17 protein-coding genes are annotated in these 24,288 nt (G+C 34.4%); 4 read left to right on the forward strand and 13 right to left on the reverse strand.

Annotated features, from left to right (window positions below; genetic code table 11):
• Positions 1 to 202: 202 nt before the first annotated feature.
• From OLM54_RS15295 to OLM54_RS15310, 4 genes are all read right to left on the reverse strand, one after another.
• Complete coding sequence (locus OLM54_RS15295; RefSeq protein ID WP_264535437.1) at positions 203 to 5,620, reverse strand: AAA domain-containing protein; 5,418 nt, start codon at positions 5,618 to 5,620, stop codon at positions 203 to 205.
• A gap of 1 nt (position 5,621) precedes the next feature.
• Positions 5,622 to 6,821 (reverse strand): M48 family metalloprotease, encoded by a 1,200-nt coding sequence (locus OLM54_RS15300; protein WP_264535438.1) that lies wholly within the window; start codon positions 6,819 to 6,821, stop codon positions 5,622 to 5,624.
• 10 nt (positions 6,822 to 6,831) lie between these two features.
• On the reverse strand, positions 6,832 to 7,524 hold the full coding sequence (locus OLM54_RS15305) for an NUDIX hydrolase (protein WP_264535439.1): 693 nt from the start codon (positions 7,522 to 7,524) through the stop codon (positions 6,832 to 6,834).
• Positions 7,525 to 7,605: 81 nt separating this feature from the next.
• Entirely contained in the window at positions 7,606 to 8,511 is a 906-nt protein-coding gene (locus OLM54_RS15310; RefSeq protein ID WP_264535440.1) for a LysR family transcriptional regulator, read from the reverse strand.
• Positions 8,512 to 8,598: 87 nt separating this feature from the next.
• Between OLM54_RS15310 and OLM54_RS15315 the strand changes: the two genes are divergently transcribed.
• The 3 genes from OLM54_RS15315 to OLM54_RS15325 all read left to right on the forward strand — a co-directional run bounded on the left by OLM54_RS15315 (position 8,599) and on the right by OLM54_RS15325 (position 11,973).
• Positions 8,599 to 9,354: a type 1 glutamine amidotransferase domain-containing protein gene (locus OLM54_RS15315; RefSeq protein WP_264535441.1), complete on the forward strand. Its 756-nt coding sequence runs from the start codon at positions 8,599 to 8,601 to the stop codon at positions 9,352 to 9,354.
• 91 nt (positions 9,355 to 9,445) lie between these two features.
• Positions 9,446 to 10,603, forward strand: coding sequence for an iron-containing alcohol dehydrogenase (locus tag OLM54_RS15320; protein ID WP_264535442.1), 1,158 nt, complete (start codon positions 9,446 to 9,448; stop codon positions 10,601 to 10,603).
• 374 nt (positions 10,604 to 10,977) lie between these two features.
• Positions 10,978 to 11,973, forward strand: a complete 996-nt coding sequence (locus OLM54_RS15325; RefSeq protein WP_264535443.1) for an NAD(P)H-dependent glycerol-3-phosphate dehydrogenase — start codon at positions 10,978 to 10,980, stop codon at positions 11,971 to 11,973.
• A 155-nt stretch (positions 11,974 to 12,128) separates the two neighbouring features.
• Here the strand turns inward: OLM54_RS15325 and OLM54_RS15330 are convergent, their stop codons facing one another.
• From OLM54_RS15330 to OLM54_RS15340, 3 genes are all read right to left on the reverse strand, one after another.
• Positions 12,129 to 12,536 carry a hypothetical protein gene (locus OLM54_RS15330; protein WP_264535444.1) on the reverse strand — a complete coding sequence of 136 codons (408 nt, stop codon included), beginning with the start codon at positions 12,534 to 12,536 and terminating at the stop codon, positions 12,129 to 12,131.
• 78 nt (positions 12,537 to 12,614) lie between these two features.
• Positions 12,615 to 13,634, reverse strand: a complete 1,020-nt coding sequence (locus OLM54_RS15335; protein ID WP_264535445.1) for a phenylalanine--tRNA ligase subunit alpha — start codon at positions 13,632 to 13,634, stop codon at positions 12,615 to 12,617.
• A gap of 130 nt (positions 13,635 to 13,764) precedes the next feature.
• Positions 13,765 to 14,121 carry a hypothetical protein gene (locus tag OLM54_RS15340; RefSeq protein WP_264535446.1) on the reverse strand — a complete coding sequence of 119 codons (357 nt, stop codon included), beginning with the start codon at positions 14,119 to 14,121 and terminating at the stop codon, positions 13,765 to 13,767.
• 234 nt (positions 14,122 to 14,355) lie between these two features.
• Between OLM54_RS15340 and OLM54_RS15345 the strand changes: the two genes are divergently transcribed.
• On the forward strand, positions 14,356 to 14,895 hold the full coding sequence (locus tag OLM54_RS15345; RefSeq protein ID WP_264535447.1) for a CvpA family protein: 540 nt from the start codon (positions 14,356 to 14,358) through the stop codon (positions 14,893 to 14,895).
• Here OLM54_RS15345 and OLM54_RS15350 read toward each other — a convergent pair whose 3' ends face one another.
• From OLM54_RS15350 to OLM54_RS15375, 6 genes are all read right to left on the reverse strand, one after another.
• Entirely contained in the window at positions 14,896 to 15,270 is a 375-nt protein-coding gene (locus tag OLM54_RS15350) for a hypothetical protein (protein ID WP_264535448.1), read from the reverse strand. It lies immediately after the preceding gene.
• Position 15,271: 1 nt separating this feature from the next.
• Positions 15,272 to 15,736, reverse strand: a complete 465-nt coding sequence (locus tag OLM54_RS15355; protein WP_264535449.1) for a Panacea domain-containing protein — start codon at positions 15,734 to 15,736, stop codon at positions 15,272 to 15,274.
• A gap of 138 nt (positions 15,737 to 15,874) precedes the next feature.
• Complete coding sequence (locus OLM54_RS15360) at positions 15,875 to 18,313, reverse strand: glycoside hydrolase family 95 protein (RefSeq protein ID WP_264535450.1); 2,439 nt, start codon at positions 18,311 to 18,313, stop codon at positions 15,875 to 15,877.
• A 294-nt stretch (positions 18,314 to 18,607) separates the two neighbouring features.
• Positions 18,608 to 20,557: a sialate O-acetylesterase gene (locus OLM54_RS15365; RefSeq protein WP_264535451.1), complete on the reverse strand. Its 1,950-nt coding sequence runs from the start codon at positions 20,555 to 20,557 to the stop codon at positions 18,608 to 18,610.
• A gap of 113 nt (positions 20,558 to 20,670) precedes the next feature.
• A complete protein-coding gene (locus OLM54_RS15370; RefSeq protein ID WP_264535452.1) occupies positions 20,671 to 21,909 on the reverse strand; it encodes a glycoside hydrolase family 5 protein in 1,239 nt (412 codons plus the stop codon).
• Between the two features lie 133 nt (positions 21,910 to 22,042).
• On the reverse strand, positions 22,043 to 24,283 hold the full coding sequence (locus OLM54_RS15375) for a glycoside hydrolase family 3 C-terminal domain-containing protein (protein ID WP_264535453.1): 2,241 nt from the start codon (positions 24,281 to 24,283) through the stop codon (positions 22,043 to 22,045).
• Positions 24,284 to 24,288: the final 5 nt, after the last annotated feature.

The raw sequence follows: 24,288 nt of genomic DNA on the forward strand, positions 1-24,288 counted from the left end.
TTTATTGAGCTATTTATTTTGTGTAAAATTTACGCAAATATCTGTTTTTTATTATTTAAAGCTTCTTAAACACATAGAAACATAGATTTTATTGCTCGAAAAAAGAGCAAAAAAGAAACAAGTTTCCAAACATAGGTATGTGAATTAGTACAAGTGAAACGCCTTTTGAAGACAAACGAAGCTATGTTTCTATGTGTTAAAATTAATTATTATCGGATTCCTTATAATAATCTTTGGCAACCTTTTGAGCGATTAGTTTTCGTTTTTCTTTTAAGGCTTGTTCTTCGCTATCAAAGGCTTTTACCATTTTTTGTCCTTTGGTTCCTACTCTGCCGTATTGAACGGTTATATTTTTTCCTTCTGAACTAATTTCCCAGAATTTATTACTTCCGTTTGACGTATTCAGGTATCTTTCAAAATTAATATTGCTGTTAGATTCTCCTTCAACAGTATTATTTAGCGTATCATTTTCGATTTCAATAGTAGTTTCTTCAATTTCAACTTCATCAAAAAACGTTTCGTTATTGAGAGAAGCTGCAATCATTTTTAAAACTCTTGGTTTGTTTTCAATCCAGTCTTTCGAATAAATTTGGCAAACCGTCCAGCCATTTGCTTTTAAAATTTCAGGTCTTAAAAGATATTGTTCGAGAATATCGTCATTCGCATAATGAAGATCATCATCGATCATAATTCCTAAAACAAACTCTTCGTCTTCAACCGCTTTTTTAATTCCTAAATGACATTTAAATTTACTCTGACCAATATTTTTAGTGACAAAATAACCCATTTTCTCCACTTCTGCCTGAACCTGATTTGCAATTAAACTGGATGTTTCAACTTTGTTTTTACTGTTTATCGAATTCAAAACATTATTTGCCGCTTCCAATTGTCCCAAACTAATCAGTTCTGCATATTGAAGGTATTTTCTAAAATAATTCGCGCCTTCGTTGTATTCGTTTTTAATGTCAGTATATTTTATAGAACTCACAACACACATACTTTTCTTGGCTCTTGAAAAAATTACATTCAAACGTTTTTCACCGCCGCGTTTGTTAATTGGTCCAAAATTCATCAGCATTTTTCCCTGCGGATTATAACCGTAACAGGTACTCATAATGATAATATCGCGTTCGTCACCTTGTACATTCTCGAGGTTTTTTACAAAAAGTCCAACAAACTGATTGTTTTCGATACGTTTGTATTCTTCCTCAATCAGGTTTTCAAAAACTTTATCTTCAATACAAATGTTTTCGATTGCCGTTTCGATTTCGTTTTGCTGTTCCATCGAAAAAGCGACGATTCCAATGCTTTGTTCTTTGTTCTGAATTAAAAGTTCACGAACCATATTCGCAATATATGCGGCTTCTTTTGCATTAGAACGTGCGTTGTAAACTCCTTTTGAGATATAATGATAGGATATTGGTTTAGAAAATAAATGATCCAGATTGTTTTTCGCCTCTTTTACATCATCAACAATTATGGCTTCACCCACTTTGCTGTGATCTTTTAAATCCGGAATCGTCAATAATTTGCTGTCATAAAAAGAAGCGTTTGAGAAACCAATTAAAGCTTCGTGTTTACTTCTATAATGCCAGCCTAACATAATCGACGGGAATTTTCGTGCGCCTTGCGTCAGGAAACTATCGGCGTCAAGCGAAAAATAATCATCATCATCTTCCGTTGCATCGGTCCATAAATCGTCTTGGTTTCCGGATGAACTTCCAAAGAAATTACTTGGCGGCATTTGCATTTCGTCGCCCACAATTATCGTTTGTTTGGCACGATATATTGGCACAAGTCCTTCTTCGAGCGTAATCTGACTCGCTTCGTCAAAAATCACGACATCAAAATAGTTTTCATCCACCGGCAAAGTATCCGAAACACTTAACGGACTCATCAACCAAACGGGTTTTATCTCACGAATAATTTGTCCCGAATCTGAAGAAGCCAATTCACGAATCGATTTAAATCGGATGCTTTTGCTGAATTCATTTTCCAGAATTTTTCTTCCTTCGGTAATCGATCTTTTGCTTTCTTTTTGTTCTGCTGTCATTCCGGAAACGGACATTTCCGACGTTAAAATCAATTCTTTTAAATTACTGACTTGTTTCGCAATGATATATTTTCCGTTTAATTCTAATAAATCGGCAACCATTCTTTTTACTTTTTCAATAGAAGTATGCAGCAAATCCATATTGAATTTTTTATGCGTATAATTAATCGCATAATATTTCTCTAAAGATCTTTCGGCCAAAGTAATTTTTAAATGATCAAGCGGGATTTTCTTTGACTTTAATAATTGAATTATCGACGGATTTATATCTTGTATTTCATCAAAAAAGGAAGCATACAAATCAAAATAAACTTTCTTGGTATTGATCGCAATAATCTCATTTTCAATAACGGATAAACTTAGATTCTCGTAATTTTCGATGCTGTCACATAAAGAAGAATTTACCTTTAAAAACAAATTCTTAATTTCTGCAACTTCCTTTCGTTCTTCTGCATTCAGGTTTTTGGCAAAATTCAAAATCGTCGAATCCAATTCTTTTTTAAGCGTTTCAGTATGGTATTTTAATTCGAATAAATCGCCAAGATTATACTTGCTTTCAAAATCACTTTTTAAGGTATTGAATTTTTCTTCCTGTTCAAATTGCGCCATATAATTTTCTAAAACAAGAGATAAACCTGGTTTTACGGCATGTTTATTAAGATCATAAACAGCCAGAATTTCGTTTTTCGCCTTTTTATAATCGGAACTTATAAAATTAAAAAAGCTGTTTTCGTTTTTTCTGATAATTTCCAAAGCCGTTCTCGCATCAGTTTCAGAAATCGTGTTTGTCCAATACGGATATTGTTTGGCTAGCTTTTCAATATCATTTCGCAGTTTCAATAAAGTCTGAACATCTTTTTCAAGCGATCTGAACAGCGTACTATTTGGCTCTAATAACTCAGATACATTATTATCAAAATAAATAAAAGTACCGATTGCTTTTCGCAGAAATTTATGAATCTCAAAAAACGTATCAACTTCTCTTGGAATCGAAACAAAATCCAATCGTTCTGAAATATTTTCGAGTATTTCCTGACTGTTTTCTAAGTCCTTTTTTAAATCTGATATATGCTGATATTTGCGAAACGCGTCCATTTTTAAAAATCGAAACGGATGCATCGAGAAAAATTCAGATTGGTTGGTTTCCTGATTTATCGCAAATAATTTCTCAAATAATTCGTGATTTTTATTCCAGTCTTCCAATCCTGCTCTGTCGTCCAGCATATTTAAACTGTCTAATAATGCTTTGTGCGAATTAGAAATTAAAACATCAAAAATCGATTTGATCGTAAGATTGCTTTCAGAATCGATTCTGGCATTCATAAAATCATGAAAAACCGTAAGCTTATTAATTTCGTCATCAATTTTCTGAACCAGATTATTTCGGGTTTTTGCTATTGTTTGAAAATTATTTTTTGATGCTGTAAAATCATAAAACGTTTGCTTCAAATCTAAAATAAACTCTTTTTTATCGGCTTGCGAATCGTGAATTAAACAGCATAAATCATCTAAACCCTGATTTTTAAGTCGGTAAAAAACGACATCTAACGCGGCTCGTTTTTCGCAAACAAACAAAACCTTTTTCCCGTTTCCCACATAATTGGCAATTAAATTCGCAATGGTTTGCGATTTTCCCGTTCCCGGCGGACCTTGTATAATGTAGCTTTCGCCGGATTCAGAATATTTTACAGCATTGTTTTGTGTAGGATCGCTCGCCACAACATTAAACGTTTTGGTAAAACTGCTGCCGGATTCCAGTTCATTTTTAAACTCTTTTTGTGCCAGTGAATTGAACAAACTTTTAAAAACATTGCTCTCCACATCATTGTCGATTACCTGATTGTAATCACGAACCAAAGACATTTTTTTATAATTAAAATTGCCTAAGATTAAATTGCAAGTGTCAAATTCCCAGCGGAAAGGATTTACGTCGCCTTCATCAAGTTTATAAAACTCCCGTTCGATGGTTTTGTTCGGAAAAAAGAACTGAGGATTTTGTTTTATATCGCTGTTTATCAGATATTCTAAAGACGAAGCCTGCGCAAAAACATAATTCCTGAACAGTTCTAAACCATACGGCTGATAATTTTCGGGTTTATAAGAATACCCTAAATTTCGCTGATCCTGAATAGCTTCTCGTTTTTTAGAACGTTTATTAAACTGCGTCAGGATTTGTTTTGCCTGCGAATGAATCAGTTTTATTTTGGGTTTATCGATATAATCCAGCACAATTCCTGAACTGTTTTTCTCGACCTGAATGCGTAACAATTCATAAATTGCTTCAATTTTAGTTTCAGAAAGCTGAATGGTTTCCGGCAATCGAATATCATATAAATCTTTTAGCATATTTGCCAAAACAGGATTTATCTCGACTTCAGAATCCAGAAATTCTAATGAATAATCGTCTTTAACGCCTTTTTTCTTAGTCAAAGTTACGGATGCCAAAAGCAAAGGCGAAACTATTTTTTCGGTACTGTCTTCTTTCGTATTAAACCAGTTCAGGTTGCACAAAACGAGTTTTAACTGACTAAAACCATATTCGTTAATGTCTTTATTGGCTTCTAAACGAATTTTATCGAGCGTAGGAACGATGTAGGTATTGTCCTGAAATTCTAAATATTTGTTGAGCGAAATCGTGCTTGTATTGCTGATTTTTTTCGAGATTTCGGCATTCCAGTAAAAAATAGAATTTGGATCTATATTCTCATAATTCAATGCTTGCGGAACGGATGAAACCGTAAGATTCAGGAATTTTAAATTCGGCTGAAAATATAAAAGTCTGTTGCGTTTGCTATTATCAAATAATCGGTTTCTAAGTTTTTCATGAATAAATTGATTCTTATTCTGAACTTTTGCATCGATTAAACTTGATAAATCATATTCAGTTTCCGGATTATAATCTCTGTAATTTTGGAGTTTTTCTACAATTTCATTTAAATCCTTCCAGCGATTTTCGCGATTTAATTCCGTCATTCCCAAAATGATATTGGCAATTGCAGGATTTATTTTGCTGTTCAAAAAGTACATTTTCTTTCGATATTCAACAAAACGTTTTACATCTTCAATATCCGTAAAATCAAACTGCAACGAAATACTCGCCAAAATCATTCCCAAAACAAAAATATCCGTCAATGGATCATGATGATCAAACTCAAATTCAAAACAACTGTAATCTTTTACATAAACAGGTTTTTTTGCGTTTTCCAAATCATCTTCAGCAACACTTTTATCGCCATATTCTCTTTTTACTTCATCTCCAATTTCGGTTGTATTAAATTGTTCGCCCGAAATTTCAAACGCCCTGCTTTTGCTTTTAAAAAATGCCGAAATTACTTTCGAATTATCTTCTATATCAAATGCATTATCAAGAATATGAAAATGCTGGTTTTCAATATAAATCGTCGAAATATCCTGCAACGACGCGACTTTTCCCTGATTATGAATGGCAGCAACTGTTTTCAGCAAAGGCATTATTATGGCAATAATATCATCATTGGCAAAACTTCCTTTCTGAAAATTTTCGGTAATAAATTGATAAAAAGCGGATTCCTTAATTGGTGTAATCATCTTAATAAGTATTTTCCTGGTCAGATTCTAAAATAGTATTTAAGGTAGTCGTACAATCCTGAGCAAAAGCTTTATATGTTTTTTCAGTCAGATTCAGTTCTTTTTTTAGAATCGTTTTCATCTCGTCTTCCAAACCCAATTGTTCAGAAATATCTAAAATGTGTCCAATAAATGCCTCTTTCAAATCCGGATCGCATAACGCAAAATCGAGCATTACATACGCGTAATATTCCTTTAGATTTTTCTTGCTGTTTTCGATTTTTAGTTTGAAAGCTTCATCAATAAACGCATCATTTTTTTTATCTGAATTGGAGAAATATTGTTTAAAAAGAGTGGTGCAATATTCAGACTGCGTCCATTTTGGTTTAAGAATAATCAAGATTAGTTCTTTTGTAGTATCAAAAACCAATTTTTTGTTGAATAAATTCAGCTGATGCAAATCGGTTTTTCCGGAAATAATTTTTTCTGTTCTCGAATAAAAATTCCCATGATCGTTTTCAAAGATTTCCAGCGATTTGGCACGAATAAAATTCTCCGGATGCGTTTCTCCATCAGAACCTTTTTCTATTCGATCCAGAATTTCATTGGCTTGTTTAAGATAACTTTCTGCCGAAACTTTTTCTAAACCTGTATTTAATTTGACTAAAGTCTGAATCGTAGTTTCCAGACTTCCGCTGACTTTTAAAGCGCCTAAATCACAAAATAATTCCGTGTAAAGCTGATATAATCTTGCAGTTTCATAATAAAATAATTCACTGTTGGTATCGCTCGCAATGGTATTGATAATTCTGTTGGTTATTTCAAAATCGCCATTTTCTAAACTAAACAATAAAATATGCGACAATTCATGTCCGAATAAAACCAGTAATTCATCGTCGTTAAGTAATTTTAAAATCGTTCCTGATAAAATAATATGGGCTTCGTTTTCAAAAAAAACAATTCCGGCATTATTATCCATACTTTGCGACTGATAAATGGTGATTGGAACAAGGATTCCTAATTTATCTTTTGCCGTATTTAAAATCTCATAAACCTTCGGTTCCGTATTGGGATCAATCCGATATGAATTTTTTAATAAATCGGTTTTAAAGGCTTCCTGCTGTTCTGCTTTTACTTTTTCTTCAGAAAACCAAGACCATGTTTTGTCTTGCTTTTTAAAATGATCTCTTAAATCAGAATGGAATGGAAATGGTTTAATCATGTCAAGTAGGTTAAGCAAATTTTATTTCAAAGTGAAAGCCTTTTTCAATCAAGTCATTATATTTTAAACCATTAAACTTAAATAATTTTGCCGGACGACCACTTTTTATGGGCGAAAAATGTTCGGTTTGTTCTAAAAAACCATAACTAAGTATCTTTTTTCTGAAATTTCTGCGGTCAATTTCTTTCTCTAAAATGGTGCAATACAAATTTTCAAGATCCGAAAACAAGAATTCTTCGGGAAGCAAATCGAAACCAATCGGTTCGTAAGTGAGTTTTGCTTTTAATCTTGCAATCGCTTTTTCGATAATTAAATTATGATCGAATGCTAAAGAAGGAATAGCATCTATTTTATACCATTGTACTCTTTCGGCATCTGTATCTGCTTTTATCTCCAAATTTGAAGCATCGACCAATGCAAAATAAGCAACAGAAATAACGCGGTTTCTGGAATCTCTGTAAATATCATCGCCAAAGGTGTAAAGCTGTTCCATGAAAGTTAACTGCACATTGGTTTCTTCATGCAGCTCGCGAATTACAGCGTCTTTTAACGATTCATCCTGTTTTACCAAACCGCCCGGAAGCGCCCAATATTTCTCTGCCGAACCAAACTTTTGTTCTATTAAAAGCACATATAAACTATTGTTTTTATATCCAAAAACAATGGCATCAACAGCGATTCTAATATTTTGAAAATTTTCCATAACTTAAAAAACGGGTTGTCACGAATTTATAAACGCAAAAGTTTGCTATGAATTACTAAAAATAGAATTCCTGACGAAAAACTACAATCTATTTCCAAAAAACAGTTTTAATTCTTTAGAAATAATATCAAAAAAAGAATTTAAATTATTGTTTTTGGGAACTAATAAATAGACAAATTCCTCCGGAACGTGAAAACTGTTCCATACTAACTGTAATTTATTTTCTTTAATATAATTTCTGGCATTACAATTCCAGGTTACGGCAATTCCTTCATTTTTAACCAAAAGCCTCAGCATTTCAGCTTCTGAAGGAATGATATAATTAGGAACCATAGACGGTCTTTTTTTATTAAAAGCATGCAGCCAGAATAATTTTATATGCGGAATTCGCGCATCATGACTATACCATTTTTGCACATTAAGCCATTGTTCAATTTCCGTAAAATTGTCTGCTTTTAAACGCTGGCGAAATTCTGTAATGTCCAAATTTGTTGGCGCAACCATGATCAGTTTAATTTTTCCAACAATTTCATAAGTGGTATCAAAAGTATCAAACCTTTTTGTTGTGATGGCAAAATCAAGTTTTTTTGAATTGACTAATTCAAAAAGAGCATCATTTTCTGCGAAAGTAAAATCGATTAAATCAAACTTCGAAATTAAAAGATGACCAACGCAGTCAAAAAGATGTTGTGAAATTCCAACCGAAATTAATCGGTTTGCATCTTCTGCTTTTGCCCTAAACGTATTTTCAACATTTTCCAGGCGATCAAGCGCATCAATAATTAAATTATTCAGTAACTTAGCGTATTCAGTTGGCTCTACTCCTTTTGATTTTCTATTAAACAATTTATTTCCAACATGAGCTTCTAACATAGAAATTTGCTGACTAACGGCAGGCTGGCTCATAAATAATTCTTTTGCGGCCACAGAAAAGTTTCCGTTTTTATAAACCGCTTTAAAAGTTCTGTACCACTCGAGATTTACCATGACATAAATATATTTATAACAAACATAGTTTATTTTATTTTTACAAATATCACTTAAACATTAATTTTGTTAAAAATTTTAAACCCTATGAAAAAAATAGCATTATTATCGATTATAGCATTCACAGCTTTTAGCATTTCTGCTACAGCTCAAAAATCAAAAAAAGGTATGAAAAAAGTATTATTTGTTGTGACCAGTAATGATAAACTGGGCAACACCGGAGAAAAAACCGGATTTTGGTCTGAAGAATTGGCTGCACCTTATTATGAACTACTAGATAAAGGTGTTGAAATTACAATTGCGTCGCCACTTGGAGGTCAGCCGCCAATTGACCCAAAAAGTGCCGATCCGTCATCAGCAACCGAAGACACTAAACGTTTTGACGCCGATAAAGCATTACAGGAAAAATTAAAAAACACGCATAAACTTTCGACTATTAATCAAAAAGATTACGATGCTGTATTTTATCCAGGAGGTCACGGACCACTTTGGGATTTGGTAGAAGACAAAAATTCAATCGCTTTAATCGAATCTTTTTACACACATAATAAACCGGTAGCATTTGTTTGTCACGCGCCAGCCGTTTTAAAAAATGTAAAGGTGAATGGTGAATTTTTAGTGAAAGATAAAAAAGTAACAGGGTTTACAAACGAAGAGGAAGAAGCTGTAGGTTTAACCAAAGTTGTTCCGTTTTTATTAGAAGATGTTTTGACTCAAAATGGGGCCAAATTTTCTAAAGGACCAAATTGGGCGCCTTATTCTGTGGAAGACGGACTTTTGATTACTGGACAAAACCCTGCTTCGTCAAAATTGGTTGCCGATAAATTATTGAAAAAATTATGATAAGATACTAAGTCTATAAGTTGCTAAGCTACTAAGGTTAAAAAACTTAGCAACTTAGAATCTAGTATCTCAGAAACTTAAAAACAAAAAAATGTTAAACTTTGAATTATACAATCCGACAAATTTAATTTTCGGAAAAGGACAAATTGAAAAACTTTCGACTTTAGTGCCAAAAGATGCTAAAATATTATTGGCTTATGGCGGTGGAAGTATTTTTAAAAATGGAGTTCACGAACAGGTAATCAATAATCTGAAAGGTTTTAATATTGTTGAATTTGGAGGAATTGAACCAAATCCGCATTTTGAAACTTTGATGAAAGCTGTTGAAGTGATTAAAGCCGAAAAAATTGACTTTATTCTGGCTGTTGGCGGTGGATCTGTTATTGATGGTGTGAAATTTATTTCGGCAGCCGTTAATTTTGAAGGAAATCCGATTGATATTTTACAAAAAAGAATCCTGATTAAAGAAAATGCTGTGCCTTTTGGAACTGTTTTAACACTTCCGGCAACAGGAAGCGAAATGAATTCCGGTTCTGTGGTTACGATTGCAGCATCACAGGAAAAATTGGCTTTTGGCGGCAGTGCATTATTTCCAAAATTCTCTATTTGCGATCCAACCGTTATCGAGTCGCTACCAAAAAGACAAATTCAAAATGGTGTTGTAGATGCATTCACACACGTAATGGAGCAATATTTAACGTATCCGCATGAAGGTTATTTACAAGACAGAATTGCCGAAGGAATTTTGCAGACTTTAATCGAAGTGGGTCCAAAAGTGGTAGAAAACCCAACAGATTATGCTTTGGCATCTAATTTTATGTGGAGCTGTACAATGGCTCTAAACGGTTTGATTCAAAAAGGAGTTCCTTCTGATTGGGCAACACACATGATTGGTCACGAATTAACAGCACTTTACGGAATTGACCACGCGAGAACTTTGGCGATTATTGGACCAAGTTTATACAACGTAATGTTTGAAACCAAAAAAGGAAAACTGGCACAATACGGAAGAAGAATTTTCAACCTAACAGGTTCTGATGACGAAGTTGCCAAAGAAGCCATCAACAAAACAGTAGAATTTTTCCATACAATGGGAATGGACACGAAACTTTCGCAATACACTGATGATTATACCAAAACAGCAGATTTTATAGTAAATCGTTTTGATGAAAGAGGCTGGAAAGGTCTTGGCGAAAACCAATTGGTAACTTTAGATAAAGTAAAATCGATTGTTGAGCTTAGTTACTAGTTGCAGTTTTCAGTCGCAGTAAAAAACAGTCGCAGTTTGCATTCAGTATTCAGTCGCAGTGCAAACTGTAAACTGAGACTGTAAACTGTATTTTTAAACTAAAAAAAAGGCGTTCTTAAAAATATTTAGGAACGCCTTTTTAAAATACTAAAACAAAACTAACTAACTCAATTTTTGCTAAACTCATTAAAATTCTAATTTATAATTACTTATAACGTAACTAATAACGTTTTATTGTGTGATGTCAAAAATATTTTTCTGAATTTTAAAATCTCGTGAAACCATTATTTTTAAAGGGCATTTTTAAATTTCTTAAATGAGATTTTGTGTTATTACTACATTATTAAGTACTTTTGTTTTAAATTATTAAAATAATGAGCGAAAATTTAAAATTTGCAGTAATTGGAGGAGGTAGTTGGGCAACGGCAATTGCAAAAATGCTTTGTGTAAATCTTTCCGAAATTTCGTGGTATATGCGCAATGATGCCGCAATCGAGCACATTCAAAAATACAAACACAATCCTAACTATTTAAGTTCTGTAGAGTTTGATACAAACAAGCTTAAATTAACCAACAATATCAACGAAGCCATAGAATATGCAGATTATGTGATTTTTGCTATTCCGTCTGCTTTTTTAGATGCAGAGTTGAAAAACATGACTGTTTCGTTAGCAGATAAAATTATTTTCTCAGCTATTAAAGGAATTGTTCCTGAAACGAGTTTAATTGTTGGAGAACATTTTCATATTCAATACGATATTCCATATTACAATATAGGTGTTATTACAGGTCCTTGTCACGCAGAAGAAGTGGCGCTAGAAAGACTTTCCTACTTAACAATTGCCTGCGGCGATCCTGATAAAGCGAAGAATGTAGCCAAACAATTATCCGGAAATTACATTAAAGCTAAAATTTCAGACGATATTATCGGAACTGAATATGCCGCAATGCTAAAAAACATTTACGCGATTGCAGCCGGAATTGCTCATGGTTTGGGTTACGGAGATAATTTCCAATCGGTAATGATGAGTAACGGAATTCGTGAGATGAAAAAATTCATTCGAAAAGTACATAAAATGAAACGTAACATCAATGATTCTGCTTATTTGGGCGATTTATTGGTTACAGGATATTCCGTTTTCTCCAGAAACAGAATGTTTGGAAACATGATTGGAAAAGGTTACACAGTAAAAAGTGCGATGATGGAAATGAGCATGGTTGCCGAAGGTTATTATGCTACCAAAAGTGCTTATAAACTAAATCAGGGTTACGGCGCTAAAACGCCAATTATCGATGCCGTTTACAGTATTTTATACGAAGGAAAAGATGCGAAATCTGTATTTAAGAAATTAACGGAGTCTTTGGATTAAGTTTTTTTTTTAGAAAATAGAGGAAAGAGTAAAGAAAATAGACTTCTATACTTTGAGAATAAAAAAAGAGTCAAGACTAATTAAATTTCGTCTTGACTCTTTCTTCTTTATTCTATTCTCTATAATCTATTCTCTATAATCTATTCTCTAAAAAACTACTTCACCATAATCCCTTCAACAAACAAAATCGGCACTTCTTCCGTATTATTTTCGTTGATTAGGTTTGATTTGAAGATAAATTTCTTGTCGTATAAAGTATTTCCAATGAAGAAAGTTACCATGAATTCGTTGTTTAAAACCAAAAGACTTTTTTCGATCATTTCGATTTTTACTACAGAAACGGCCGGAACTTCTACAAAAGCGTGACGCAAAATAGAAGTTTTTTTCATTTCTCCATCAATAGTTCCAAAAGCTTTTGAAACTACCATTACACTGTCTAAATTAAAGTCACTGTCGTTTATAAGATAAGCGTACCACACTTTCTCCATAAAATCGTCGCTCCATTCCTGAACAGCGGCTAAAAATACGTTTTCTACTTCGGGGATTGTTATATCTGCTTTCATAATGAGTCGAAAGTTTAAAAGTCGAAAGTCGAAAGTCCCAAACTTTGAGACTTTCGACTTTTGACTTTTGACTTAAAATTAAATATTTGCTTTAAATTGCTCTAGGAAACGAACATCATTTTCGTAAAACATACGAATATCACCAATTTGATATAGTAACATTGCGATTCGTTCCACTCCCATTCCGAAAGCAAAACCATTAAATTCGTCCGGATTGATGTCGCAATTTTTAAGAACATTCGGATCAACCATTCCGCAACCTCCAATTTCTAACCAGCCGGTTCCTTTTGTAATACGGTAATCAGTTTCGGTTTTTAAACCCCAATAAATATCAATTTCGGCGCTTGGTTCTGTAAATGGAAAATAGGACGGACGTAAACGAATCTTCGATTTTCCGAACATTTCTTTTGTAAAATAAAGTAATGTCTGTTTCAAATCGGCAAACGATACATCTTTGTCAATGTATAATCCTTCAACCTGATGGAAAATACAGTGCGAACGTGACGAAATTGCTTCGTTACGAAATACACGTCCCGGAGAAATCGTACGAATTGGCGGTTTGTGGTTTTCCATATAACGAACCTGAACAGATGATGTATGCGTACGCAACAACACATCAGGATTTGTCTGAATGAAAAATGTATCCTGCATATCACGCGCCGGATGGTATTCAGGTAAGTTTAATGCCGTAAAATTATGCCAGTCGTCTTCAATTTCCGGACCTTCGGAAACATTGAAGCCAATATTGGCAAAAATATCTATAATTTGATTTTTAACGATAGAAATAGGATGACGAGAACCAATAATAACAGGCTCTGACGATCTTGTTAAATCTCCAAAAATACCTTTTACTTCTTCTTTGCTTTCAAGTTCTTCCTGAATCTCTCTTACTTTTTCTTCAGCAACAGCTTTTAAGGTATTTATTACTTGTCCAAAGTCTTTTTTCTGGTCATTTGGAATATTTTTGAACTCTGTAAAAAGCTCTTTCAGCAACCCTTTACTACCTAAATATTTAATTCGGAACTGCTCTAAAGATTCTTTATTTTTCTCATTAAAGGCCTTAGCTTCCTCTATATGTTGTTTTATCTTGTCTATCATTTTCCTTCAATAATTGAGAGTACAAATTTAAGTAAAAAAGTGAGATGTTAAAGGTGAGAGGTGAGAAGTATTCTAAACTTCTGCTATTTTCATCCAAAATCTAAAATCTGCACTCTAAAATCTAAAATCCCTACTCTATAAGTTGTCTTTCTAAAAAATAATTCACAATCGCTTCTTTCATCAAAACAGATTGTTCGCCTGCTTTTAGCGGCGGTAATTCTTCTTTTACTTTATAATGCGGCCATCCGTCTTCATCAAAATATTCGAATTCGTAAAATCCGTACGGTTCTAATAATCGGCAAATAGCGATGTGCATTAAATTTAATTTTTCATCTTTTTTATATTCACGGTGTACTTTTCCAAGTTCCTGAACTCCGATTAGGTAAATAATGGCATCTAAATCTAAATCTTCGCCTTGCGAAAATTGATTTGAAAGTATATCAACGAGCTTTTCCCAACGCTCTTTTAATTGTGTATCTCTGGACATGTATATTTGTGATTTTAGATTTTAGATTTTAGATTGCTGACTTAAAAATCTAAAATCAACAATCTGAACTCTAAAATTAGATTTGCAAAGATACGGACTTCAAACTCAAAGACCTTAAAAAATTAAACACATAGAAATATTCCACAATTAAAAACCTCTGAACCTTTGTATCTCCGAACCTTTGAACCTAAAAAAAGATCTATATTTGCGCCTCAATATACAACGACAAAAAATATGAGTGTTTTAGATATGATTTTTGGTGTGCTTTTGGCGTACAGTCTTTATAAAGGAATTAAAAACGGACTTTTTGTAGAAATTGCATCTTTTATTTCTTTATTACTGGGTATCTATTTAGCGATCAAATTTTCTTCTTTTATGAAAGAAATTATCATGAAACATGTTTCGTGGAATCCAAATACGATTCAGGCTACCGCTTTTATCTTAACTTTTATTCTGGTTGTAGTTGGCGTTTATTTATTAGCGAAAGCCTTAACCGGAATCGCAGATTTTGCTCAATTGGGCTGGCTGAATAAATTGGGCGGAGGTTTTTTCAGAATCCTGAAAACGATCTTAATTTTAAGTATTATAATTGCTCTTTTCGAAAAAATAAATTTCGACAATACTTTTGCCAAAAAAGAAACCTTAGACAACTCTATCTTTTATAATCCGATTAAAAAAGTAGCCGGTTTTGTGTATCCTTCTATCGAAAAATGGTACGAAAACTTCAAAGAAAACCACACCGAAAAAAAGACTGAAACAACAGAAAAAGAATAATTATTTCTCTGCTTCTTCCTCTTTATTAACGGGTTGCGGAAATAAATTTTTAAGAATAATCAACATCATTCCAATTACATTTACAGACGATGTTGTCAATAGAGTAATCAAAACATTTTCTGAAAGATTCAGTTTTAGCAAATAACCATTAAAATATAAAATAGACACTACAGAAGCGAGCCAAAGAAGAATTATGACAGAAAAAATATAGGTTAAATGTCTTCTCAGTTTAGTATCTTCAAGAAATCGGCCTACTTTGGCATTTCCTAATCTGTCTTCAAGAATTTGATTTTGGGCGCGGGCATTTTCTATATCATCCGGAGTTATTGACGCAGTATTTTCAATAGAAATCCGACTTAGGTTTAGTGACGACATCTTAGGCAGAAATTGGTTTTAATTGATTTTTATAGTGTTCAAAAATATCATCGTCAGAAATAAGGGCGTTACTGTCTTTACGATAAACTTTTGTCCATGGCGTGCCCTCATTATGGGTTAAAGCACTCAAATAAATTCCGTCATATCTTCCGTAAAGCTCCCATATTTTATCTAAAAATTTACCGTCTTCGCCTGAAACCTTTTCGTTCTTGATGGCGTTTGGAATTTTCTCGGTAATTTTTTCTTTTTTATATTGTTTAAGACTGTAATATAAAGAGGGAAAAACAGGTCCGAAATCCCAGGCAATAGGATTTTCATCAATTAATCTTTGCTTTTTATCCGTTAAGGCCAAATACCAGCCATAAGCGATGTAGGTAAGTTTGATTACCTTCATTGGAGTGAGATTACCTGTTTTTGAATATTTGTCTATAAAATAATTAGCGACCGTGGTTGGATTGTAAGCCATAATTTATAAAATATTTTAATCAAAGTTAATTAAAATAAATTTGTAGCAAAATTTTGATAACGTATTGTACTATAAATAGTAGTAAACCTGACAGGTTTTAAAAACCTGTCGGGTTTGACACTGATTGCGTTAAACTATTTACCAGTTTATTTCTAAACTTTCTCCTTTTTTCAAGGTAATAGTTTGTTTTTTGTCTCCATTTATTAAAGTTGTTTTTCCTCCTATTTTAGACGAAACTGAAACTTTCTTTAGGATCTTATTTTCCCAATTCATCTCGATTGCAAATCCGCCCCGGGCACAAATTCCGCGTACAGACCCGGTTTCCCAGGCATCTGGTAAAGCCGGTAATAATCTTATTTCGTTTTCGTCAGACTGTACGAGCATTTCTGCAACGGCTGCAGCTCCGCCAAAATTACCATCAATTTGAAATGGCGGATGCGCATCGAATAAATTCGGATAAGTTCCTCCGCCTCTTCTTGGCGTCTCGGTTTTTTTTCCGTCGGGATCAACATATCTTAATAATTCGCGAAACATTTTATATGCACGATTTCCATCCCAAAGTCTTGCCCAAAGATTAATTCTCCAGCCTTTTGACCAGCCTGTAGTTTCGTCACCTTTTATTTCCAACGTTTTTCTGGAAGCTTCGGCTAAATCAGGTGTTTTCTCGGGCGTAATATGGTTGCCGGGGAAAAGTCCGAATAATTGTGATTGATGGCGGTGTTTTGGATCTTTATCATCCCAATCAAAATACCATTCCTGCAGATTTCCTTTTTTGCCAATTTGATACGGATGTAAATTCACCAGATCTTTTTCAAGTTCAGCTCTGAAATCAGCATCAATATTTAAAATTTTAGAAGCCCTGATTGTTTTGTCGAAACATTCTCGTATCATCGCCAAATCGGCTGTACCGCCATACATCGTGGCGCCAACAAAACCATCCGGTGTTATATATTGATTTTCGGGTGACGTTGAAGGGGCTGTAATTAAATTTCCTTTTTTATCAACCACCAGCCATGCAAGGCAAAATTGAGCCGCTCCTTTCATCAACGGATAACCTTCTTTTTTTAAGTATTCTTTATCCTGAGTAAAAATATAATGTTCCCAAATGTGTGTGCTTAACCACGCGCCAGCCATTGGCCAGCACGCCCACATTGGGTCTTCTTTGCCAAATTGTCCCACCGGATTTGTCATTGCCCAAATATCTGAATTGTGTGCCGCTGCCCAGCCTTCATTTACGCCGTAGAAAGTTTTAGCCGTTATTTTTCCCGTAACCGAAAGGTTTTTTATAAAACTCAATAATGGCAAATGCATTTCTGAAAGATTGGTGTTTTCTGCCAGCCAATAATTTTCTTCCAGATTAATGTTCATCGTATAATTACTGCTCCAGGGAGGATTTAAATGCGGATTCCAAATTCCTTGTAAATTTGCCGGAACGCCCAAAGTTCTGGAACTGCTTATTAGCAAATATCGTCCGTAATTAAAATAGAGAATTTCCAGATTTTTATCTTCTTTACCGTCAGCGTAGCGCAATAAACGTTCGTCTGTTGGTAAATTCGGTGCGGTTGTTTTTCCTAAATCCAGATTGACACGATTGTAGAATTTTTGATAATCGGCAATATGTGAATTTTTTAATTCATCAAATGATTTTGAAAATGCTTTGCTTAATTTTTTCTCTGCAATAACATTTGCGATTCCATCTACGGACGGGTTTATATTAAACGCTTTAAAACTGGTTGCAACTGAAACATAAATTATCGCTTCGGTTGCATTTTTTACGCCCAAAGTATTTGTCGTCGTTGTGATTTTTCCGTCAGTATTTTTTATTTTTAATAAGGAAGTAAATCGTGTTCCTCTGGTAATTTTCGCTTCTTTTGCTGCTTCTTCTTTTTGCTCAGCTGTAGGAAAAGCTGGAAAATATCCCATCTTATTATATCCCGGATTTTCATGCATTGGTGCAATACCGCTTATTTCAAGAACATTATTTTTTATTTCAACATTTGATTTTAATAAACTGCTCAAATTAATATCAAAATTTAAAGTTCCTTTTTGACTGCTCGTTAATTTGATAATCATGATTTGATCCGGTGCCGAAACAAAATATTCCCGGGTAAACTTTGCGCCGTCAACTTCGTAACTTACTTTTGAAATAGCATTCGAAATATCAAGTTCTCTATGATAATTGGCAACTTTTCCTTTGTGAGAATTGTTGATTTCAATTGTTCCAAGCGGCGCGTACGATTCAGAGTTTTTACCTTGCAGTTTTTTATTTAATTCTTCAGCTAACTTGTAATCTTCTTTGTTTAACGCTTCGCGAATTTCCGGCAAATTTTTATATGCATACGGATTCATGCCGGCATCCACTGGTTCTCCCGACCAAAGTGTAACATCGTTTAAATAAATTTTATCTGAATTAACGCCTCCAAAAACCGTTGCTCCCAATTTTCCGTTTCCTAAAACCAAACTTTCTTCAAAAAATTCTGCCGGTTGATTGTACCATAAAACATGACTGGATTGCGCTGTCGATTTTATGCAAAAAAAGGTAAATAGTAAAATGAGAAATGTTTTTGTGACGTTCATTTGTAGCGTTTTAAATTTTAATTGTTTCCATTTAAAATGTGTAGATCTTGCGTTCAACGAATTAAAAATCCGTTCAAAATATAATTGTTGCCGTCAACGGATTAATCCCGAAGCTTCGGGACGTTGCTACAATATAGTTCGTTCCTCCGGAACTTTTAAGAGAGCCTTCGGCTCGGTTTATTTTGTTATCCTAACAGGTTTTTTCAACCTGTTAGGTATTTTCTTTTAGGTTGTTTGACAATTATACCCAACAGGTTGAAAAAAACCTCTTAGGATATTTAACTACGATTAAGATTATTTAGTAACCTTATATATTTCGTTTGCCGTAATCATTGCCCAATTATCGGTTCTAAAAGGCGATGCGGGGAATTTTTCTTTATTGAAAAGATTGATTTCGGTATCGTCATCGGCCCAACCATAATGAACGGCAACAGGGCTTTTTACATTTTCGCTTGAAACGATGACTTTATTGTTTTTGATTATCGCTTTCGCGGAATAAAAAACTTTATCTGCTCCGGCAATTTCAAAACCTTTTACATTTTCTGAATTGTCTGAAGCTGTTAATCCTGAACCAATAGTATCGAAAGTCAGAATAATTTCGTTTCCTTTAATTTCCTGAGATTTAAAAGTTGGTCCGCTATAAATTTGTTTTTTGCCGTAAACGTTGTTCATGGCAATTGCCGCCAAACGCAAACCTACATCTTGTTTGTTTGTTGGGTGAATGTCTTTTGCGTTACCAATATCTGTGGTTACGACCATTCCGGTATTTGATATTTTTAAGGTCTCAAGTTGTGCTTCGCGAAGTTCTGCCCAACGGCTGCCCACTTTACTGTTTCCGTTAAACTCGTTGAAAGTTGACAATTGTACGAAGTAAAAAGGAAAATTGCCCTGATTCCATTTTGTTCGCCAATCGTTAATCATTAACGGAAATGCTTTTTTGTATTGTTTTGCACGCCAAACATTGGCTTCTCCCTGATACCATAAAACGCCTTGAAATGCATACGGAACCAATGGATTCACCATTGCATTGTATAATAACGATGGATAACTGTTTGGAGAAACGGCGATTTTTACCTGAACCACATTAAATTTCCAAAGTCCTTCGAGTGGAATATTATTGTCTTTGAACTGAATTTTCAAATCGGCAGGATCACCGTAAATTCCGCCACCGCCTGAATAATCCGCAATTCTTACTGCGATTACGTTTTTGCCTTCTTTTAAAACTCCTGTTGGAATTTTATAAATTCTTAAAGCTTCCCAAATTTTATTGGTTCCGACTTCAACTCCGTTTACATACGTAATATCTTCGTCGTCTACTTTTGAGAGATGCAAAACCGCTTCGCTTTTTGCTTGTTCGGCAGTTAAAATAATTGTTTTTCGCATCCAGACGACACCATCGATATTGCCTATTTGTTGGTTTTCCCACAATGATGGCACTTTTATTTCAGGCCAGTTTTTATCATCAAAATTAAATTCCTTAAACTGATTTTCATTTTCGATCGAAACATCAAATCCCTGAATTTTTTTAATATTATCTAAAAGAGACTTTTTATACACTTCAAAAACGGCGTCCATATCAACTTGCGGAACATCGGCAATCATCGATTTAAATTCATCGCTTTTTTCGAAAGCTTCACGGCTTGTCCAAGTTTCTACATTCGTTCCGCCCCAGGAAGTATTTATAATTCCAATTGGGATTTTTAATTCGGCATATAATTTTTTGGCAAAAAAGAAACCTGCTGCCGTAAAATCCCGAATGTTTTCTTTGTTGGCAACCAGCCATTTTCCTGCTTTTAAATCTTCTTTTGGAGTTCCGCTTAAATCCTGCGCTACTCCAAAATGACGAATCATTGGATAATCAGAGTCGTCCATTTCTTTTTCTGCATTCATGGTTTTGTACATCTGAAATTCCATGTTTGATTGTCCGCTGCAAATCCAAACTTCACCAACCAAAACATTTTTGATGACAATTTTATTTTTTCCTGTAATGGATAATTCAAAAGGTCCGCCTGCTTTTTCGGCAGACAGTTTTATCATCCATTTTCCGTTTTTATCAGCCTGAATTGTTTTGGTTTGTTTGTTAAAATGAACCTCAACTTTTTCATTTGCATCTGCCCAGCCCCAAACAGGAATTTCTTTGTTGCGCTGCAGTACCATTCCGTCAGAAAACAACAAAGGCATTCGCACATTTGCGTTTGCCATTGTACTGAATATCAAAAAAATAAAGATTATATATTTTTTCATTTTTAGCGATTTAAATTATTTTAAACCATATAAGTGATATAAGTAAAAATCCATTCAATCTTTAAATAAACTTAAATTGTCTTATATCACTTATATAGCAAAACGATTGTTTTTTACTGTAATCCTTCTTTCAAAGCGGTTAATGCCTGAGTGTCAAAAACGGTATTATTGGCTCTGTTAAAAATTCCAAAACCTTTATCATTTAGACTTCCTTCATCCCAATAAAAAGGTAATAATCCATTTGCTTTTGCTTGTTTTACGACCGTTTTTAAATAATAGGCTCTTGACGCTAAATGTAAAGTTAACGCATCGCCTGTTAAAGTTGTTCTGCGAATGGCGCCAAACTCTCCTAACAAAACGGGAATTCCTTTATCGACAAATTGGGCTTTCATTAGTTTAAAGTTTTTCTCTAAATCTGCTTCTTCTCCCCAACTTGCATTTCTTTCTGTGTCTGTTGTTGAATGATAATTTGCTCCCCAATAATAGAACATTTTTCCCCAGGTTTCGTCTTTGGTTAAACCGGCAAAATTCCACGGAGCGTAATAATGCACTTCGACCATCATTTTGTTGGCAATTTTATCGGTTGGCAAAGTCAACATTAGTTTATTTGTTTTCTCGATATCTGTTGTTGGTCCTTGCACTACTAAAACACGATAAGCATTTTTTCCTCCGGTAGAACGAACGGCATCTATAAAAGTTTGGTGATACGAGGTTAAAACAGCCATTTGTACAGCATCTTCAACTGCCGGTTCATTGGCACTGGCAAAAAGTACATGCTCATCAAAACCACGTAATTGTGTCGCGATTTGTTCCCAAAAAGCTTTTTGTTTGGCATTGTTTTCTACTTTTTTGGCTTCGGTAATATTATTTTCCAGCCAACCGCCGTCCCAATGAATATTTACAACAACATACATATCATTGTCTACACAGTATTGTACGACTTCTTTGACTCTGTTTAGCCAGTCTGTTTTAATTTTGGCTGTAGCCGAATTTTCTAAATACTGGTTCCATGAACACGGAATTCTAATGGCATTAAAACCGTTTGCTTTAACAGCGTCGATTAATGCTTTTGTCACTTTTGGATTTCCCCAGGCAGTTTCTCCCCCTGTTGCTTCAAGCGTGTTTCCAATATTCCAGCCCAATTTTATTTTTGCTGCCAATTGTGCGGCTGTACTTGACATTCCGTTTGCATCGGCTGCAATTGGATTTGTATTGTAACTTGGATATAAACCTGTAACCTCAATTTTATTGTCCTTTTTTGTTTCCTCTTTATCTGAACTGCAAGCCCAAAGACTTAAAAAAGAAAAACATAAAACAAGACTTAGCCGATAATTCTTTATTTGGTTATTCATTTTTTTGATTTTTACAATTAATTATGTGGTTCTCATTCCTTAAAAACATTAAATGCATTCTGAAAATAATTTCATCGGGTTTCCTGTTATAATCTAAATTATAAGACCCACACAATTAATGCAAAATCTATTATTACTTGATCGTTACAACAATTTCTTTCTTGATGTCTCTTGAAGAATTTCCTAATTTCAAAGTATATTTTCCTGGCTCAATTGTCCATTTTTTGGCTGCAACATCATAATATGCTAATTCTTTTACCGGAACTTTAATGGTTACGGTTTCTGAATTTCCTGCTTTTACTAATATTTTTTGGAAACCTTTTAATTCCTGTGCCGCGCGTGTTATTTTCGAATCTGCTTTTGAAGTGTACAACTGAACAACTTCTTTTCCATCAACTTTTCCGGTGTTTTTTACATCAATCCAAACCGTGATTGTTTCGTTTTGTCCGTACGAAGTTTTGTCTGTTTTTGCATTATCAAAAGCAAAAGTGGTGTATGATAATCCGTATCCGAAAGGAAATAACGGCGCGATATTTTTAGTATCAAACCAACGGTATCCTACCAAAATTCCTTCACCATAATTTGCTGTTTTTCCTCCTGGGAAACTGTTTGTTGCGTGTGCCGGAGAATCCATAATTTGTTTAGGCATTGTCCACGGTAATTTTCCTGATGGATTTACTTTTCCTAAAATTACATCTGCCAAAGCATTTCCTCCTTCTGAACCATTAAACCAAGACCAAACTAAAGCTGATGTTTTTTTGGTTACTGCATCAATATCAAAAGGTGCTCCGGCAACCATAACTACAATTGTTCTTGGGTTTGCTGCTATTACTTTCTGAATCAATTCTTCCTGCCCAAATGGTAATTTTAAATTTCTACGATCTGAAGCTTCTGTTTCATAATCACGGTTTGAACCCGCAAAAATAATTGCAACATCCGATTTTTTAGCTGCTTCTACCGCTTCCTGAACTTTTGCAGGATCTAATTGATCTATAGTTACGGGACCGTTTAAGGTAATATCGCCTAATTTCCCTTTATTTTTTTCGTCGTAACGCTCTAAATATCCTTCGGCATAATTGATTTTAATTGACGATGGCAATCTGTTTTTTAAACCTTCAAGCGGAGTAATTTCTCTTTTTGTTTTAACGCCTGCACCAAATCCGCCAAGAGCATTTTTCTTCGTAGCGTTGTTTCCAATTACTGCAATCGATTTTACTCCGTCTAATTTTAATGGCAATGCATTGTTTTCATTTTTCAATAAAACGATGTCTTCTGCTGCAATTTTATAAGCGTCCTGATAATGTGCTTCTGTCGAAATACTTCCTTTTACACGGTCTTTACTTTGGCTTCCCATAGCTTTTACCTGAAATAAAGTACGTAAAATTCTTTTTACATGTTTATCCAATTCTGCTTCTGAAATCTCTTTGTTTTTTGCAGCAGCGATTAATTTATCGGCAAGGAAAAATTCATTGAATGGTTTTGGAGTTCCCATTTCAATATCCAAACCACTTTCTAAAGATTTTACTGTAGAATGTACCGCAGCCCAATCTGAAACTACAACGCCTTTAAATCCCCATTCGTTACGCAGGATTTTATTTAGCATATAATCATTCTCACACAAATATTCGCCTCTAAATTTGTTGTAAGCGCCCATAACTGCATAAGCGTGCGCTTCTTTTATAGATGCTTCAAATGCCGGAAGATAAATTTCGCGAAGTGTACGTTCGTCCATTCTTACATCTACAAAGTCACGATTAGTTTCCTGATTGTTTGCTGCAAAATGTTTTACGCAAGCCATAACATCGTTGTCTTGTAAACCAACAATTAACGGCACTGCAATTTTTTTATTCAAAAACGGATCTTCACTCATGTATTCGTAAGTTCTTCCGCCAAGCGGCGTTCTTACGATATTAATTGCCGGCGAAAGCAACATATCTTTGTCTCTCGCACGCAATTCCTGTCCAACACTATTTCCAAAAGTATACGCCATTTCAGCATTCCAGGTTGCGGCTAAACCTCCGCCTGCCGGATAATAGGTTGCAAAATCATTTGTCAAACCTGCCGGTGCCCAATTGTCTCGCGAGATTTCTTCACGAACACCAAGCGGTCCGTCGGCCATTTTTAATTCAGGAATTCCTAAGCGTTTTACGCCGCCGGAAGTAAACATACTGTTTCCGTGCAACATGCCTATTTTTTCCTCCAATGTCATTTGAGAAACTAACTTATCGATTTCTGCATCAAATTCTGATCCTATTTCTTTGCCTTGATATTCTTTTTGCGCTGTTTCAGAATCTGCTGTTTTTACATCACTTTTACAAGATGTAAATACTGCAAAAGCCAATGCGGCTGACAGGTATAAAATTTTGTTTTTCATGCTTA

The sequence above is a fragment of the Flavobacterium sp. N1736 genome, from assembly GCF_025947065.1.
GTDB lineage: Bacteria > Bacteroidota > Bacteroidia > Flavobacteriales > Flavobacteriaceae > Flavobacterium.

Bases quoted from the DNA above. Each gene is read 5' to 3' on its own strand.
- OLM54_RS15325 (WP_264535443.1), top strand. From the start codon at position 10,978: ATGAGCGAAAATTTAAAATTTGCAGTAATTGGAGGAGGTAGTTGGGCA.
- OLM54_RS15330 (WP_264535444.1), bottom strand. From the start codon at position 12,536: ATGAAAGCAGATATAACAATCCCCGAAGTAGAAAACGTATTTTTAGCC.
- OLM54_RS15310 (WP_264535440.1), bottom strand. From the start codon at position 8,511: ATGGTAAATCTCGAGTGGTACAGAACTTTTAAAGCGGTTTATAAAAAC.
- OLM54_RS15345 (WP_264535447.1), top strand. From the start codon at position 14,356: ATGAGTGTTTTAGATATGATTTTTGGTGTGCTTTTGGCGTACAGTCTT.
- OLM54_RS15350 (WP_264535448.1), bottom strand. From the start codon at position 15,270: ATGTCGTCACTAAACCTAAGTCGGATTTCTATTGAAAATACTGCGTCA.
- OLM54_RS15315 (WP_264535441.1), top strand. From the start codon at position 8,599: ATGAAAAAAATAGCATTATTATCGATTATAGCATTCACAGCTTTTAGC.
- OLM54_RS15370 (WP_264535452.1), bottom strand. From the start codon at position 21,909: ATGAATAACCAAATAAAGAATTATCGGCTAAGTCTTGTTTTATGTTTT.
- OLM54_RS15320 (WP_264535442.1), top strand. From the start codon at position 9,446: ATGTTAAACTTTGAATTATACAATCCGACAAATTTAATTTTCGGAAAA.
- OLM54_RS15360 (WP_264535450.1), bottom strand. From the start codon at position 18,313: ATGAACGTCACAAAAACATTTCTCATTTTACTATTTACCTTTTTTTGC.
- OLM54_RS15340 (WP_264535446.1), bottom strand. From the start codon at position 14,121: ATGTCCAGAGATACACAATTAAAAGAGCGTTGGGAAAAGCTCGTTGAT.
- OLM54_RS15305 (WP_264535439.1), bottom strand. From the start codon at position 7,524: ATGGAAAATTTTCAAAATATTAGAATCGCTGTTGATGCCATTGTTTTT.
- OLM54_RS15335 (WP_264535445.1), bottom strand. From the start codon at position 13,634: ATGATAGACAAGATAAAACAACATATAGAGGAAGCTAAGGCCTTTAAT.
- OLM54_RS15365 (WP_264535451.1), bottom strand. From the start codon at position 20,557: ATGAAAAAATATATAATCTTTATTTTTTTGATATTCAGTACAATGGCA.
- OLM54_RS15375 (WP_264535453.1), bottom strand. From the start codon at position 24,283: ATGAAAAACAAAATTTTATACCTGTCAGCCGCATTGGCTTTTGCAGTA.
- OLM54_RS15355 (WP_264535449.1), bottom strand. From the start codon at position 15,736: ATGGCTTACAATCCAACCACGGTCGCTAATTATTTTATAGACAAATAT.
- OLM54_RS15295 (WP_264535437.1), bottom strand. From the start codon at position 5,620: ATGATTACACCAATTAAGGAATCCGCTTTTTATCAATTTATTACCGAA.
- OLM54_RS15300 (WP_264535438.1), bottom strand. From the start codon at position 6,821: ATGATTAAACCATTTCCATTCCATTCTGATTTAAGAGATCATTTTAAA.